Raw genomic sequence first — 17,429 nt, 5'->3', positions numbered from 1 at the left:
AAAGAACTTAGATTTGCGACAGCAGTAGACTCCAACGATTCCAATGTTAATTTTCCGAGTAATTGAGTTGCCGTAAGCAACGCTTGATGAGCACTTACCTCAAAATTGAATGTAGCGAATCATGTAACTTTTTCGTTTGGAGATCATCTCTGATAGTGAGAAGATATTCTCAATTGAGCGACCAACCTCGTGCTGGAGAGACTCATGAAGCGAGTTACTGAAAGCAATACCTCCCCTGATGTCATTAAAGTCATTGTGGCGAACCTGCCCGTAATGCTTTGCGAGCTTTTGCAGGGTGCCTTTGAAGCGGTTCGCGATATCGAGATCGTTACCCCGATTAATGACGTCCAGCATCTCCTCAGTGCGACCAGGCCCATCCCAGCCGACGTCATCCTCATCGGCTCCTCAAGAATGGACAACACGCCAGGAGCCGTCTCCATTCTTCAATCCCTCCCCGATTTTTACAAAAGTGCACGCGTAGTCGTTCTCACGCAGGATCCCGACTACGCCGAAGTCATCTCCTTATTCCGTGCCGGAGCAAAAGGAATCTTTGGCAGCGCCGATCTGCGCTTCGAACTCCTCTGCAAGTGCATCCGATGCGTCCACCAAGGGCAGATATGGGCAAAAAACGAGCTGCTCGCCCACCTCGTGTCTTCCCTCTCTCATCCCAGATCTACCAATGTCATAGACCGCCACGGCAAGCCGCTGCTCACCACCCGTGAGCAACAGGTCCTGCATCTTCTATCCGACGGCCTCAGCAACTCCGAGTTGGCTACCGTGCTGAAGCTCAGCGAACACACCATAAAGAATCACCTTTTTCGCATCTACGACAAGCTGGGCGTCTCCAATCGCATGGAGGCGGTCTTGTATGCACTCACCCCTCGCGACACGCATCCGATACAACATCGACCCACCCACCCCCCAGCCTCCAACAAAATCGCAATCATCAAAACCGCCTAGTCCGTATCATGCCCCTGCTGTCACCTGCCCTGATCTTCTCAAAGGAGAAGACCCCGACGACCTGACTCAAGCCCGCATCACGCCCTTGCTGTCATCCTGACCCTGAGCCTGTCGAAGGGGAAGGATCCCCGATGAACTCCATCCTGCCCAAACCGCTCGTCCCTTTCCGACCCACTTCTTCATGCCGTTGCCTGTTCCTTATCGTCCGGCAAGATTCTGCTGCCACCGACCCCATTCAGTCTGTTGTGAACTTTCGATTCAGAACACCACCCCCGTATCAACCCATTTCCGCCAGAAGCCGCCGTCTTATAGGTCAGGACGCACACAAAATCCGTTAAAAAGCCAGCGCCCCAAGGCCAGCGCCAGCTGGGCTTTCCTCAATACCCGGTGATACACTAGGTCTTAGGTTTAGGTGCGACGCCGCAAGGCGCGCGGGGCTCATCTCCTGCTCCGCACCGATCCCGAACATTCTCCGGACATCAACTCTCCGGGCCTCAAGAGGTAGCAAGCAGCTCCGATGGTTATTCTTCTCGTCATCATTCACGTTATCGTCTGTCTCTTTCTCATTGGCGTAGTCCTCCTACAGCAGGGCAAGTCCGCCGACCTCGCGGGAGCCTTCGGCGGCCAGGGATCGCAGACCGCCTTCGGTCCTCGCGGCGCAGCCAACCTTCTCACCAAGCTCACCACCTACTCGGCGATCGTCTTCATGCTCACCTCTATTGGCCTTACCATCCTGCTCTCGCGCGCCAGTGGCGACCACTCCGTCCTCTCCGGCACCGCTCACCCCACCAGCCAGACGACGCCCGCCAAGAAGTAGCTCATAAATCTTCAGAGATGCGCAGGCCCTCGGCTTGCGCATTTTTCATTCCCAAAAACTCCCCATGAAGGCTCAAACCCCCCATGATCCACGAGATTCTCGCTGTCGGCCCGCTGCAATGCAACTGCTCCATCCTGGGAGATGAAACCTCTCACGAGGCCATCGTCGTAGACCCCGGCGACGACATCCCACGAATCATAGCCGTCTTAGCCACCCACAACCTGACCGTCAAAAAGATCGTCATCACCCACGCCCACATCGACCACATCGCCGGAGCCCATCGCCTCAAGCAGCTAACAGGCGCTCCCATCCTCTACAACCAGCAAGACCTCCCCTTGGTCAAAATGATGGACATCCAGGCAGGCTGGCTAGGAATCCCAACCCCAACCGTTCCAACCCCCGACGACACACTCGAAGACGGCAAGCTGATGGCCATCACCGGTCTCGCCGGCTCCATCATCCACACACCCGGCCACACCCAAGGCAGCGTTTGTCTCTACCTTCCAGCCCAAACCCTCCTCCTCGCCGGAGACACCCTCTTCGCCGGCTCTGTGGGCCGGACCGACCTTCCCGGCGGCGACATCCGCAAGCTTCTCTCCTCGATCCACGACCGCCTCCTCACCCTGCCCGACGACGTCACTGTCATTCCCGGCCACGGCTCCAGAACAACGATCGGCGTGGAAAAGGATTCTAACCCATTCCTTCAAACCTAATAAAAACAATGAGTTATAGATAAAAATGAAATTACAGCTTTACATGCATCACATGAACTAGTAACTACCGTGGTTCTACCTAGTTACCCTTTTGATCCTCGAAATACCCTCCGCAAAATCGCCCACAGGCCCCAGCAGACTCACCACTACCCGCCCAGCTTCGTGGATCCCGTAAAACCTCCCCGGATGCACGACCACCCCCGCCTCCCGTAGCAACAGCCCCGCATCATCTTCTTCGCCGAGACGCTGGGGCAACCGCAGAATCGCACTCCACCCAGCCTCCACCCTAAGCACCTCAACCAAACCCCCAACCGCAATCTTCAGATTCCCACTTACCCGATCCAGAATCTGTCCCTGAATCCCCCGCCTTCTCGCCAACCACACCGGCAGTGCCCTCTGCATCGGCGCGTTCATCGACAAGAAGGTATCCGCAACGACCTCCAGCCTCCCCATCGCCTGACCTCGATCCCCCTCCGGCCCGAACCCCACAATCCAACCAACCTTCATCTGCGGCAGCCCTGCAATCTTGCTCATCCCGCTCAACACAAACGTCAGCACCGGATGCGGACCCGCAGCAAAGCTCGTTAGCCTCGCACCCTCCTCCAGCGGATAATCCAGAAACACCTCATCCACAATCAGCGCCAACCCAAACCGCGCACAGATCTCCTCCAGCCGTCCCCGCTCCCCTGCCCCCGTAGCGTGCCCCGTCGGATTGTTCGGATGCACTACAACAATTGCCTTTGTCCTCGGCCCAATCCGACGCTCCAGCTCCGCAAAATCGATCCACCATCCGTAGTCATAGAACAGTGGGTAAGGCTTCAGCCGCACATCCTCCAGGTCCGCCAGAAAATCGAACAGCGGATAACTCGGCTGCGCCACCAGCACCTCATCGCCCGCATCGCACAACAGCCGAAACAGAAACCCATACCCTTCACTCGTACTTGTCGTCAGCACGACGCTATCAGGATCAACCGCCGCACCATGATCCCCGTAGTACCCCGCCACCGCCTCCCGCGCAAAGCGCATCCCTCGCGGATCAGGATCGTACGTCATGGCCTCCCTGCTCGCCAGCGGAGCAAGAACAGCCTCGGCGTCATAGTCAAACCCGCAAATCGTAGGGTTCGACACCGTCAGATCCACCAACTCCCGCCCCGCCGCCCGCGCCTCGCGAATCGCAGCCGCGAACCCACTCTCCCCCACATCCCAACCCGTCCGCGCCGAGAACCGATAGCTCACCCTCCCATGCTAAATCGGTCAGCGAACCCAGCTCGCTGTCCGTCCACCATCAGCCACCAACTTCAAGGCCGTGTGTAATAATCTGGCGTGATCTGGCTGGGTGACAGACGAGGAAATCTAAGCGACTGGGTGACTCAGCGATGGGTCCAGATCGCTGGCCGCCGTCTCCTCCTCAAAGATCATCTCTGGCTCGACGGCCCCATAGGCAACACTCGTCTGATCGGCAAAGACTTCTTCCTCAACTACGCCCGGCAACACAACCTCCAAGTAGTTCAAACCGGAGGCCGAGGCCTGGTCGACGATCTAACTCTTCTCTCCGGAAGCTCTGCCGATATCACCCAAGTCGAAGCGCCAGTTCGCAACTTCTACGAACGCACATCCGAGTACACGATCGATGCCTGGTCTCAGTGGCACGGACTCTTCAAACCTTTCGGAGAAGCTCTCGGAATTATCTTCAGCCGTCGTCTGCAACAGATGAACATCCCCTTATCCCCGCTCGACAGCGCCAGGGGAATGACCAGCAACGTCATCCAGTTGCGCGACACGCCGACCGGCGACCTCCTTCAAACCGCATGGGTTCGCGAACTGAATGCCACACGCAATGTCATCTACGCCGGCACCTACTCCATCTGCGCCATCCCCGGTCATCCCACTCCGTGTATCAAGGTTGTCTTCCCTCTGCCCAACGGCAACGCAGTCGTCGTCATGCGACCTGAAGTACGCCCTGACGGATCATTCTTCCTCACCTCGGCCGGAAACACATTCGGCGACCCTGGTTTCTACTTCGTCGTTCACGCAGGGGACGGAACCATCTGGACGAAATACCTCAAAAGCATGCAGGAGACAATTCACGTCTACGCCGCAGAGCACGGTGCCTCACGCGCCGACCATGTCCTTCACCTCTGGGGCAAGGAGTTTCTTCGCCTGCACTACTACATGCGCGCTAAAGATGCCCAACCCAGCCAGCTAGACGTGAAGGAAGCCGTCCAATCCTGATCGGCGCAAAAAAACGCTCCCTTACCCATAGACAAAAGCCTTTTCATCTATGAATGAAGTAACGCCCCTCTCCATCAATCGAGTCCAAGCTACTGCATAGGCGCGCAAACAAAAGGGGGCGACGCAATCGCATCGCCCGCCTATGCTTTCTCCAAACTGCGTTAGAAGAGGATTCGTCCTCCCAGTTGTATCACTCGCATCCCTGAACCCTGTGGAGTGGTCGCCTGAGCGGAGATGACACCGAAATTGCTCGGACTGCTCAGCACCGCGCCGGGAGTACCCAGATTGACGAAGTTGAAAACGTTGGTCGCCTCGCCACGAAACTGGAACTTCACTCGTTCGTAGATGGCAAAATCCCGGAAGATCGCCGCGTCGATGTCCTTGTATCCAGGGCCGCTCAGGGAGTTCGGGCTCACGGTGCCATCGACGTTTCCTGCTCCAGTACCGGCAGAACATCCTGCGGAACCCACTCTGCAGTACGCGCTCGTGTCGAACCACTGCGTTCTCTCAAGCGAGCGAGACCCGCCAAAGCTGTTCACCCGCTCCATCTTTCCAGGCACAACGTTCGGGCGATCGTTGTTGTTTCCATCCATATTGTCGTCGGTGCCACTGGTGATATTGAACGGCACCCCGCTTCGCATTGTGACAATGGCGGAGATGGACCATCCATTCAGCAGGTTCTGAACCACTCGGTTGGATTTGCCAAAGTAATCCGGCTTCCACACAGCAGCAATCACCGCTTGATGGCGCTGGTCGCTGTCCGTGCGCTGTCTTTCAAGACCAAGATTGTAGTAATCCTCAGGCTCGGTCGCGCCACTGTTCCCAATGTTGCCCGTCGTCTGAAGCGACGCACTCGACAATGCCTTGCTGAACACATAAAAACCATTAACGCTGATGTGCTGGCTCAGACGTTTCTCCACCGTGACCTGAAGGCCATGGTAGTTTGTGTTTTGTCCGTCCTCGATCACATACGCATTACTGATGTACTTCGAGCCCACCGCAGGATTCGCGCAGGATGTTCCCTTCCCGAACGGAAGGGCGTCGAAAGGACGGCGACAATTGTAGTTAGTCGCCGTGTTCATCGCGGGATTCGCAGTGTTGTAGATCGGCGCATTCGCATCGATGTACAGAGGCAGCTTCCGGCTGAAAGCTCCTACGTAGTTGATGCTGACAGCAAGATCCTTGGTGAACTGCTGCTGCACCCCAAAGTTGGCCTGGACGTTGTAAGGCCAACGCATCCCCTGCTGCAGGAACACCAGCGACGCAGGAGACACGTACCGTGGATTCACCTTGTCGTAGAGGTATGGAAACGGCGAAGTGCAACCCTGGAAGTCCTGGCAGTCGGTCGAGTAGATATTCTGCAAGCTGGTTACATGACTGAACGCCGCTGTCTCTCTCACCGCGAACGGCTGAAAGTTCTGCGAAAGCATCCACTCGTTTCCGCCGATAGTGTCGAAGAACAATCCAGCGCCGCCATGGAAGACGGTCTTGCCGTCACGATACGGGTCAAACGCAAAACCAACACGCGGCGAAACGTGGTTGTAGTTCGTATCGACACCGCCTTGCGGTACTCCTGGATCTCCAGGAAACAACTGCCCTAGAATCGCATTCGGCGAAACGGTAGATTGCACACCAGGTTTGAAGACGGCATACCGACGCTGCGTATCGGTAGGAGCCGTCTGCACGTCATAGCGCAACCCAAGATTGAGTATCAGCTTCGGGGTGATACGCCAATCGTCCTGCCCGAAGAACCCATAGTTCCAATAATTCGCATTCGCATCGTCCGGCGAATCCTGACCCATCGTATTCGGGTGACCGATCAGAAAATCAGCTATCGCCGCTCCAGTCTTCACATAAGTAGCCTGCCCGGATGCCGTATTTGGAACCGTAGAGTTTGCGAAGCTGAAGGTGCCATAGTTATTCAGCAGCGTCTCAAGCCGGTCCTTCTCCAGATAAATCTCGGCGCCCACAAAGATCGAGTGCTTTCCGCGAGTGGTATTGAAGACGTCCCGCAACCCGTACACGTTATCCCCGGCAACCGGGCCGCTGATCGCATTGGCAAGATGGAAGAAGTTAGCCACGCTGATATCCGGCAACGAAGCCGTCCCCTGCACATTCAGGTCCGACCCATAAGCCGCCAGCGAAGTTCCCGGCGTGCTGTCACGGCCGGCATTCATCCGCGTATAGCTCAGCCACACCTGGTTCACCGACCGCGCCGAAACCGTCCAGACATTGCTCACATTAGCCGTCTGCTGTCTGTACACATAATTGTTCACCGCCCATCCAGGCAGGTTCGATCCCGAAGGAAGGTTGCTCTGCGCTCCATTCGATTGAAAGTAGTCGAGCGTCAATCGATGCGCCGCAGTCAGCTGCTGATCGCCTTTGATCAGAAACTCATCCGTCTGATTCGGCAGCCCTTCATTTCCGATAAACCTGTTGTCTGTCCTACCTGGCGTAGGCAGCGGAACATTCTTCGCCAGCACCGCCGCAGCAACGGGATCAGGATGATAGTTCGGGTCCAGATCGAGACGATTGCCCGGTACAGGCTGATGCGTCACGGGGTCGCAGACGATAAACCTTCCGCCATAAGCCGTAACCGATTTATCCGCGGCCGACAGTGCCGTCGCACACGCACCCAGCCCCTTCGCGATCGTCGTGGACGTAGGAAGGTTCTCAGAGAAGTTGCCGGCTCGCTGGAGAGCATCAGGTACAACCGTATTGAATTCAATCGGACTAACCTGTCTCAACCCGGCATAGCTGCCAAACAAGAACGTCTTGTCCTTGATGATCGGGCCGCCCAGAGTAGCGCCAAAGCGATTGATGTGCAGCGGCGTCCTCGTCGTCTGCAGCCACGCGTTAGAGTTGAAGTTCGTCTCCTGATGAAATTCGAAGACCGAACCATGTACCTGATTCGTCCCCGACTTCGTCAGTACCGAAACCACGCCCGCACCCGTGCGCCCATACTCCGCGCTGAAGTTGCTCGTCTGTACCGCAAACTGATCGATCGCATCCGGATTCGGCAGAACGTTGCCGGTATTACGCACCCCGGTCATATTCAGGCCGCCGTCGAGATAATACGTAACCTGCCCGACCATATTGTCAGAAGAGCCATTGATAATCACGTGCTGTCCGGGAAAGCCGATCGTATTCTCCGTCTGGCTGTTCTGAATTCCTGGAGTCAGGCTAAGCAGTTGATAAACGTTGCGCCCTACAATCGGCAGATTGTCGACCTCACGGTTATCAACCGTGCGTCCAAGCACCGAGTTCCCAACATTCACCAGTGGAATCTCCGTGGTCACCTCCACAATCGTGCTCTCGCCGCCAATATCAAGCGCGTAGTTCACCGCGGCCTGCTGCGTCGCCGTCAAGACAATGCCGTTCTGGACAATCTCCTTGAATCCGCTTGCGCTCACCTTGGCCGTATATTGTCCCACCGGTAGAAACTCAGCGCGGTACTGGCCCTGGTCATTGGTCTTCGTAACGCGAACGAAGTTCGTCTGCGTCTGAGTCAACGTAACCGTGGCATCGGGAACGATCGCCCCCGTCGAATCTGTGACAATACCAAACATCGTCGCAGTACTCAGTTGTGCGGAAGCATTCGGCCCGGTAAATCCAGCCAGGATAGTCGCGATCAATAGTGCGAAGAGCGAACTCTTTTGCAACACTCTGCTTTTCATGGAACGGCTCTCCTAAAAAATACGGCGTCTGTCTTTGTGTATGGCCAGCTCTCGAGGGCGGTTTTCCTACTTCCCAAGACCACCTCCCTGGTTCTGCAAGGCGGCTCGCAAGAAGCGCTATCCCTTGGGCGATCGAGCTTATACGTTTGAAACTCAGTTATAAGACCGCATAGCAAGAAGCACTGTCAAGACATTTGTTTGAAGTCCATCTTTATTCTGTATAGACACCTATTTCCTATCGAAATCACGCGCTCCGAACACGCTCGAAGAGATCTCTCGGACGCTCCAAATGGCCCTACCACTTCAACCTCATCCTCCCATCCCATCACCAGGCGGATGTGCCGATGTTCAAACCACTGCCTTACAATGGCCTCTCATGGCATTAGTAAAAGCAATCCTCTTCGACTACGGCATGGTCCTCTCCGGCGAGCCTGATCCCAATGCCTGGACCCGCCTGCGCACCATCACTGGCCTCAGTGAAGAGGTGCTCCACCGCGAGTACTGGGCTCACCGCCACGCCTACGACCGCGGCGATCTCAACGCCGAATCCTTCTGGCACAAAGCCGCCGCAGGCGCTGGCATCGTCATCACGCCCACGCAACTCGCCCAACTCATCGCCGCCGACACCGACCTCTGGTCCACCCTCAATCCGCCTATGCTCGACTGGGTCGACCAACTCCAGCGCGCCGGCATCCGCACCGGCATCCTCTCCAACATGCCCGACGCCATGGAGACCGGCCTCCGCGCCCGCCACGCATGGATCGAATCCTTCGACCACCACACCTGGTCCCACGCCGTCAATCGCGCAAAGCCCGAGCCCGAAATCTACCAGCACGCCGCCGAGGGCCTCCAGACCCAGCCCGAAAATATCCTCTTCATCGACGACAAATCAGAGAACATCGCCGCTGCTATCGCCACCGGCATGCAGGCCATCCAGTACTCCACACACCCCGCATTCGAGCAGGAGATGCGCGCCCGCGGACTCAACTACCTCCTACAACTTGAGCGGCATACGGACTCCCAAAACGGGAAGCTATAGTACTTCCGTAACGTCTTCGATAAATTCCTCCATCACAACAGTTCCGCCACAAGGAATATTTAAGGTCAGGCTGCACCAGCGTACCGCCCGCAGCTAACAAAACATGAAGACACCGCTCTCTCTCCGACGTGTACTTGCCGGTCTCTGCGGCGTCACCGCTCTCCTCCTTGTCGCCTCCCTGCCCCTGGCCGCACAGGCCACTGGCCCGCAGCAGCTACTCTTCGCCGGGCTGCTTGGCTCATCGAACCCCGATCCCGCAAACTCGCACCACGCGCAGTTCAACGCCATCCAATCTGACTCCGCCGGCAACCTCTACCTCCTGCTCGACCAGGGCGACGGCATCCGCCTCCTCAAAACCGATCCGACCGCGACCAACATCCTCGCACAAACTCATCTAGGCTCCAGCGGCGACATCGGCCTGGCCATGACGCTTGACCCCGCAGGCAACCTCTACATCACCGGGACCACAACCTCCGGCAACCTCTACACAACCGCCGGCGCAGCCTTTCCCAACGCGGCGGATACGTCTATTAATTCGTACATCGGCAAATTCGATCAGAACTTGAATGCGCTCTTCGTCACCTACGCCGGAAGCCCGCGCACCGCCGCCTCCGCCATCGCTGCCACAGCCGACGCCGTCTTCCTCACCGGCAGCATCTTCAGCTCCGCGCTCCCCGTCACCCCCTCCGGCATCATCCAGTCCCCCGCCTCCGGCTCTCTGCAAAACGGCTTCGTAGAAAAATTCAACACCACCGGAACCACACTCCTCTTCGCCACCTACCTCAGCGGCCAAAACGGCAACACCGCCCCCGCCGCCATCGCCGCCGACACATCCGACAACGCCTACATCGCCGGCTATACCACCTCCAGCGGCTACCCAACCCTCTCTGCCATCATCCCCGACCTCCTCACCGCCACCTCCGGCTTCCTCACCAAACTCACCCCCGCAGGCGACGGCATCGTCTTCTCCACCTTCATCCCCGGCCCGGGCATCTCCTCGCTCGTCATCGCTCCTTCGCCGCAAGACCCCGCCACCCAGACTCTCCTCCTCACCGGCTCCATCGCCCCCGGCCAGTTCCCCATCGCAACCGTCTCCTCCCCGCTGGTCAACACCAACTATCAGACCCTCCTCCGCCTCTCCCTCGACGGCAGCACCCTCCTCACCTCCGACCTCCTCGCACCCGGCACACAATCCTCCGTCGCACCCGGACCCTCCGGCGCCGCATGGGTCGCAGGCACCCTTACCGGCGAACTCACAGCCAACCCCGCATGGCTGCTCCCTCTCACCGCGCTCTCCAACATCGGCAACAGCTACGCCCTCCGCGTGACTCAGCAGAACACAATCGACCAGACCATCCGCCTCGGCGGCCTTCCCACCACCAACCTCCCCTTCGCCAGCGCACCCGTCACACTCACCGGCCTCACCGTCGACTCCCTCGGCCAACCCACCTTCGCCGGCAGCGCATCTCCCACCGCCAGCGCAAGCCTGCTCGCCACCGAAACCTACGATCTCCCGCTCACCAACACTCCCACCTCTGCTCTCCCATCGACCCTGCGCTCCGCCGCACTCCCCGCTGCCTCCTGCACCGGCAGCCTCTGCGCCGGATCCGCCGCCTACCTCGCAAAACTAAACCCCAACACCGCCGCCCCCAGCCTTGCCCTCTCCACCGACGACGCCCCCAACCTCACCCTGCGTAACCTCGGCAGCATCGCCGCCACCAACCTCCAGCTCACCGCCACCAACTTCACCCTAGCCAGCGACTGCCCCACCACCCTAGCCCCCGGCGCAGGCTGCAGCATCGCCCTCACCAGCACCAGCAGCAATCCCGGTACCGTCACCGCGCAAGCATCCAACGCCATCACGCAGACCGTGAATCTTCCCGCCACAGCTTCCTCCCCCAACCCCATTGTCGTCTCTCCCAAAGAGCTGGACTTCGGCATTCAAACCGCCACCAGTCCTGCCACCACACGAACCATCACCATCAGCAATCTCAGCCAGCTCCCCCAGACCTTCTACGCAGGCGACGCCACCCTGCAACCCGTTCCCCCGCAGTACGACTTCAGCGTGCAATCCACTGACTGTCCGGCCTCCACCACTCCCGGCGACGACGTCCTTCCTCCAGGCGGAGTCTGTCACCTCACCCTTGCCCTTACCGCCCCGGCCACGGCGACCGGCAGCTTCGTCACGGCCTATCGCATCATCGGCACCGACGCGGTCCTCCTCACCGCCTACACCCAACCCACCGACCTCAACCTCTCCGCCACCGAGATCGACTTCGGCACCCAATTCGGAACCGCAGGCAACGCCAGCCCACGCCTCCCCCGCTACCTCTATCTCTCGAACAACTCCGCCAACGCCGTCACCCACACCCCCGTCACCCTGCAGGCTCCCTTCACCCTCACCGACCTCTGCCCCACCACGCTCAACCCCCACACCGTCTGCCAGCTCGAGATCGACTACCAATCCCCCGTCGCCCCCTCAGCCGACTCCACCACCCTCACCCTCGACGAAGGCCTCACCGTCCTCATCACCGGCACCACCAAACCCCAACCCACCGGCATCGGCCAATCCGCCAACCCCAACCTCACCGTCACCCCCGCCACCATCAGCTTTCCCAACGCGGTCCTCGTCACCAGCACCTCCTCGACCACCCAGACCGTCACCATCGGCAACATCGGCCCCGTCGCCTTCCCCCTCGCCCTCACCCTCACCGGCGACTTCACCGACGCCACCGACTGCCCCGCCACCCTCGCCGGCAACGCGACCTGCACCGTCGTGCTCACCTTCGCTCCGTCACAACCCGGCACCCGTCAGGGCCTCCTCTCCGTCACGGCCGGAAACTCTACTCCCGCGTACGTCACCCTCAGCGGCACCGGCTCCCCCATCGTCACCGCCCCCAACAACACCCTTGCCTTCGGAAGCGTCCTCGTCGGCCAGCCCGATGTGCAGTGGTACAAGATCACCTCCCCCTTCAGCACCCTCACTGCCACCACCTCCGCCCCGGACTTCAAAACCATCCTCATCGAAGACATCGGCTTCGGCCACGGCCAGCCACCCACCTCCGCCTTCGTCTCCACCTTTACCGGCTCCTGCACCAACTGCTGGCTCGGAGTGCAGTTCACCCCCTCCACACCCGGCGCCCAAACCGCCTCTCTCACCCTTACCTCCTCCTCTTCCGGTACCCCATCGCCCCTCACGCTCACCGGAACCGGCATAGCCCTCTCCGGCCTCATCCTCAGCCCCACAACGCAGGACTTCGGCACCGTCCCCGTCAACAGCACCACCGCCCCCACACTCTTCACCCTCACCAACTTGACCACCAACCCCGTCACCCTCACCGCCCCCACCCTCACCGGCGACTTCGCCGTCAGCACCGCCCCCACCGGCGGCTCCGCCTGCAACGGCCCTCTCGCCCCCAACGCCTCCTGCTTCTTCAACGTCGCCTTCGCCCCCACCACGACCGGCTCCCGCACCGGCACCCTCACCCTTCAGGCCTCCACCGGCCCCATCACCGCCACCCTCACTGGCTTCGCCGCCCCTGACCCCGGCCTGTCCCTCAACCCCACCGCCCTCACCTTCAACAACGTCCCCGGCCCCACCGCCACGCAACAAAACATCATCCTCACCAACACCGGCACCGCCGTCCTCCAGATCGGAACCCCCACCAACACCACCGCCAGCTTCTCCTCCACCAACAACTGCACGACCCTTGCCCCCGCCGCAGCCTGCAGCATCACAGTCAACTTCATCCCCACCACCGCCACCGTCACCGACGCCCTCCAAATCCCTGTCACCAGCTCCGCCACCGGCCCCACCACCTACACCGTCCCGCTCTCCGGCGCCTACACCACCGAGAGCGCAGGCCTCCAGATCCTCCCCAACCAGGCCAACTACGGCTCCGCCCCCACCAGCACCCTCGGCGGAACCCGCCAGTTCACCATCACCAACCTCACCGCCAAATCTCTCGCCCTCAACATCGCCCTCCCTCGCCAGTTCGTCCTCAACGGGCCCGCCTGCGCCGCCCTCGCCCCCAACGCCTCCTGCAACTTCAACGTCACCTTCCTCCCCCTCACCAATGGCGACATCACCGGCACCCTCTTCGCCCAGGCCACCCCCACCGACGGCTCCGCCACCCTCAACGGCCTCGGCTTTGTCGAGGGCTTCGGCATCGGCGCCGCCACCCTCACCATCACCGGCAACATCATTCCCGGCCAAACCGTCCTCGACTTCGGCCAGGTCAGCTCCGGCCAAAGCGCCACGCAGACCGTAACCCTCACCAACACCGGCACCACCACCCTCACCATCCGCCGCCTCACCAGCCAGTGGCCCTTCCTCATCACCGCCACCAACTGCGGCAACACCCTCGCCGCCAACCAAAGCTGCACCGCGACCCTCACCTACACCCCCATCAACCAGACCAGCACCACCCCCGGCCCCGCCACACCCGACTCCGGCACCCTCATCATCGAAAGCGACGCCCTCACCGGCCCCGACCTCCTCACCCTCACCGGCCGAGCCGCCCCCATCACCGTCGCCGCCCCCTCCAACACCGCCCCCTTAGTCTCCTACGCTCTCTCCCAAAGCTCCCTCACCTTCCCCGCCACCCAGGTAGGCGACCAAAGCGACACCCAATCCGTCACCCTCTCCAACACCGGCACCACCACCATCCAAATCACCCGCATCCTATCGACCCCCGACTTCACCGTTCAAACCAACTGCCTCGGCGCCCTCGTCCCCTCCGCCAGCTGCGTCATCAACATCAGCTTCACCCCGCAACCCAACTTCCCCAACTCCATCTCCAACCGCATCTCCGCACTCGAGATCACCTCCGACTCCAGCACCGCACTCGAGTTCATCTCGCTCTTCGGCGTCGCCAACCCTTCCCCGCTCGACTTCTCCCCCTTCACCCTCAACTTCGGCAGCGTCCAGGTCGGCACCACCGCCACCCTCCCCGTCCAGATCACCAACATCACCACGGCGCCCATCGCCATCCAGACAATCTTCGCCGTCGGCCCCTACACCGCCACTGGCGACTGCCCCACCGAAGGCAACACTCTCGCCCCCTCCACCAGTTGCACCGAGCAAGTCACCTTCACCCCCACCACCGCAGCGACCATCAACGGATTACTTTCCATCCGCTCCTCCGCCTCGACCCTGCCCATCGAATACCCCGTCACCGGCACCGGCATCCAATCTCACCTCCAAACCACCCCCTCCACCCTCAACTTCGGCAGCATCGCCCTCGGAGCCTCCGCCGCCCAGACCATCACCCTCACCAACACCGGCACCGCCCCCATCACCAACCTCGCCCTCACCATCACCGGCGACTACAACATCACCGTCCCCTGCACCTCTACCACGCTCACCCCCGGCAACAGCTGCCAGATCACCGTCACCTTCGCGCCCACCGCCCTCGGCCCGCGCAACGGCACCATCACCTCCACCGACCCCAACACCGGCCTCCAGAACCTCAACATCCCCCTCACCGGAACCGGCGTCTCCGGCGGCACCTTCACCCTCACCGTCAACGGAGGCTCCTCCGCCACCCTCACCATCCCCAGCGAGCAGGCCGCCGACTACACCCTCCAGCTCACCCCGCAGTCCGGCTTCTCCGGCACCGTCATCCTCAACTGCACCCCCATCAACCCCGGCGCCTACGCCACCTGCTCTCTCCTGCCCTCCAGCATCGCCCTCAACAGCGGCGCACAAAACTCCATCGCCAACCTCAACACCGTAGCCGAGTCCGTCCCACCCACTACCTCCCAAGACACTCACAACACGCGCAACCGCACCCTGCTCTGCCTCCTCCCTCTCTCGCTCCTCTTCTTCTGGAAATCAACATCCCGCAGCCCGCAAAAATCCCACCCCATCCGCCTGCTCTTATTCGCCATCCTCCTCACCCTGCCCGCTCTCTGGCTCTCCGGCTGCGGCAGCGGCGCCACCGACCCCAACCTCCGCTTCACCCCACCCGGCACCTACCAATATCAAGTCACCGCCACCTCCACCACCGGCGTCGAACTCAGCCAGACCGTAACCCTCAACCTCGTCGTCACCGCCCGCCACTAAGCAGTCACGCGACAAGACTCGCTTTTTGTTCATTTGCTTTTGCTGTTGCCGTGCCTTTCTTGTTGTCATCCCCACGGGGGATCTGCGGTTGCTTCTTCCGCATCCTCAGCAAGAGTGCATACCATCTCACGAGCGTAGCTTCGGCGCGCCCGCCGCCACCAGCAACACCGCTCCACCAAACAGCAACGTATCCCAGACGTAGTTCGCCCCTTCCAACACTGCCGGCGGCCCAGACGCCATCAGCAGAATCGGCAGATACAGAACCACCGTAAGCAGCGTCATCACCAAACCCACCGCCGTCGCCCCGTCGCGGCAATATCGCCGAATCAATATCCCCACCCCGCCCCCAATACAAACCAGCCCCGTCAAAAGCGCCCACACATGAGGCCCCGGCACCCACGACGGCGTCAACTTACTCAGCGGAACCCCCGGCGCAAACTGCGGATACAGAATTAGCTCCACGCCATACACCATCAGCACAACAGCAACAATCCCTCGCCCAATCCACACCGCTACATTCTCACCGAACTTCCGCGACCCACTCCCCAAAGATCCCGCAAGCACCAGCGCTCCCGCACCAAAACTCAGATCCCGCAACGCCACGTTCCAGATAACTCTGTCGTGCACCTGCGCCACCACATTCGGCACATGAATCATCAGCACAAAAAGAAAAAACATGACAGCCAGCAGCGTCGCAGTCAACCGAACGCGTATCCCAGGCGCCAGACTCAGAGCCGCAGCAATCAACGCAATGCCAACGAAGTACACCCAGAACAAACGCGCCGGCATCCACACAGGAACAGCCCCAATGATCACCTGACCGAGCACCAGATGCTCCGCCCCAAAGGCCGCCAGCGGCGCCGCAAACAGCACTCTTCCAACGGCAACAAGTTTGTCCAGCCCCGCCGCCGCCTGCAACTCTCTTCTCGCGGCAACAAACCCGACAACAAGAACAACCACTCCCGCAGCACATATCCAGACATTAGAGCTCGGCGGCACAAACACCTCTTCCCTATCCAAAATTCAGAGCACTATCGAATCTTCTTCCAAAGCAGATCTTCGTTATTCCTGCGATCGATCATCATGTCCACATGCCCCGAAGCATCGCGATGAAACAGCCGCCGCCCCTCAACTCCCGCACGAAAAAACAGATCCGGAGACTCCGGCAGAAGCTGGTACGGTTTACCCGAGTTACGCTGCGCATACAGCTCACTACCCTGCCGCGTAACCGTGACCACGTTTCCGGCAGCAAGCTCATACGCACCTGCATAGTCGTTCAGCATCGCATCCGAAACCGCACCCGCAGCCGGGTCTTCGTAGTACCGCAACGTCTGGCTCGCAACAATCTGCCATGCCTGATTCCGATACAACCACGTATCCGTCGTGTAATAGCGAGCATGCAGCTCCCGCCCAAACACCGTCTCCACCTCATCGCAGTCGTAACTCAGAACAGCAACATTCGTCGCAAACCGGGACTTCGCCCGCATCACGCGAATCGTACCGGAGTACCCGGCAGGCAGTGGCTGCAGATCTTCCAGCAGCGCAGCCTTGTCCATCGACCTGCCCTTCTCATCGAAGAACATCGCATCCTCTGCCACATACATCTTCCACGGCGCTTGATTGCCAGGAGCCACAGCATCGAACAGCTCCTGGGTCCGCTGCACCAGCTTCGACTCCGTTATCTTCGGGGTGTCGGCGCCGCGTGCCGTCGAGCATACGGCTAGGACGATGACGAACGCAGCAACCAGACCTCTTTTCACCTCTTCCTCCTGAAGACGAAGACCGATCCAATGCCCGAGTTCGTAGATACGCCGTCCAGCAGCTCAGAGTTCCGCGTTCTCTCAGCGCGCTCTGTCGGCCAAAGCACATAGGAGTAAGATACAGATACCATCTGTCCGCGAGCTCCAGTCCGTCGCGAGCTCCT

At 60.0% G+C, this 17,429-nt stretch carries 10 protein-coding genes; 6 read left to right on the top strand and 4 right to left on the bottom strand.

The genetic code is table 11. The features are described 5' to 3' along the window. Window positions 1-204 precede the first annotated feature (204 nt). The 3 genes from HDF12_RS11735 (at window position 205) to HDF12_RS11725 (ending at window position 2,490) form a co-directional block, all read left to right on the top strand. Complete coding sequence (locus HDF12_RS11735) at window positions 205-960, top strand: response regulator transcription factor (protein WP_179583054.1); 756 nt, start codon at window positions 205-207, stop codon at window positions 958-960. Between the two features lie 517 nt (window positions 961-1,477). Continuing rightward, window positions 1,478-1,777: a preprotein translocase subunit SecG gene (gene secG, locus HDF12_RS11730; protein ID WP_179583052.1), complete on the top strand. Its 300-nt coding sequence runs from the start codon at window positions 1,478-1,480 to the stop codon at window positions 1,775-1,777. A gap of 83 nt (window positions 1,778-1,860) precedes the next feature. Beyond that, on the top strand, window positions 1,861-2,490 hold the full coding sequence (locus HDF12_RS11725; protein ID WP_179583050.1) for an MBL fold metallo-hydrolase: 630 nt from the start codon (window positions 1,861-1,863) through the stop codon (window positions 2,488-2,490). 75 nt (window positions 2,491-2,565) lie between these two features. On the opposite strand, the gene HDF12_RS11720 is transcribed toward HDF12_RS11725, so the two are convergent. After that, a complete protein-coding gene (locus HDF12_RS11720; RefSeq protein ID WP_179583048.1) occupies window positions 2,566-3,726 on the bottom strand; it encodes a pyridoxal phosphate-dependent aminotransferase in 1,161 nt (386 codons plus the stop codon). A 129-nt stretch (window positions 3,727-3,855) separates the two neighbouring features. Here HDF12_RS11720 and HDF12_RS11715 point away from each other — a divergent pair, with 129 nt between their 5' ends. Beyond that, on the top strand, window positions 3,856-4,722 hold the full coding sequence (locus HDF12_RS11715; protein ID WP_179583046.1) for a hypothetical protein: 867 nt from the start codon (window positions 3,856-3,858) through the stop codon (window positions 4,720-4,722). A gap of 161 nt (window positions 4,723-4,883) precedes the next feature. On the opposite strand, the gene HDF12_RS11710 is transcribed toward HDF12_RS11715, so the two are convergent. After that, the gene (locus tag HDF12_RS11710) at window positions 4,884-8,399 is read right to left on the bottom strand and encodes a TonB-dependent receptor (RefSeq protein ID WP_179583045.1); all 3,516 of its coding nucleotides are present in this window, start codon (window positions 8,397-8,399) and stop codon (window positions 4,884-4,886) included. A 376-nt stretch (window positions 8,400-8,775) separates the two neighbouring features. Between HDF12_RS11710 and HDF12_RS11705 the strand changes: the two genes are divergently transcribed. Both HDF12_RS11705 and HDF12_RS11700 read left to right on the top strand, forming a co-directional pair. Further along, window positions 8,776-9,438, top strand: a complete 663-nt coding sequence (locus HDF12_RS11705) for an HAD family hydrolase (RefSeq protein ID WP_179583044.1) — start codon at window positions 8,776-8,778, stop codon at window positions 9,436-9,438. A 103-nt stretch (window positions 9,439-9,541) separates the two neighbouring features. Continuing rightward, window positions 9,542-15,505 (top strand): beta strand repeat-containing protein, encoded by a 5,964-nt coding sequence (locus tag HDF12_RS11700; protein ID WP_179583043.1) that lies wholly within the window; start codon window positions 9,542-9,544, stop codon window positions 15,503-15,505. Between the two features lie 126 nt (window positions 15,506-15,631). On the opposite strand, the gene HDF12_RS11695 is transcribed toward HDF12_RS11700, so the two are convergent. Further along, complete coding sequence (locus HDF12_RS11695) at window positions 15,632-16,504, bottom strand: hypothetical protein (protein WP_179583042.1); 873 nt, start codon at window positions 16,502-16,504, stop codon at window positions 15,632-15,634. 32 nt (window positions 16,505-16,536) lie between these two features. Further along, window positions 16,537-17,265, bottom strand: coding sequence for a DUF4440 domain-containing protein (locus tag HDF12_RS11690; RefSeq protein WP_179583041.1), 729 nt, complete (start codon window positions 17,263-17,265; stop codon window positions 16,537-16,539). Window positions 17,266-17,429: the final 164 nt, after the last annotated feature.

Origin of the sequence: Tunturiibacter gelidiferens, from assembly GCF_013410115.1 — a bacterium.
In the GTDB taxonomy this organism is placed as follows: Bacteria; Acidobacteriota; Terriglobia; order Terriglobales; family Acidobacteriaceae; genus Edaphobacter; species Edaphobacter gelidiferens.
The sequence above is the reverse complement of the archived record's forward strand: the minus strand, read 5'-3'. Positions and strand labels throughout refer to the sequence as shown.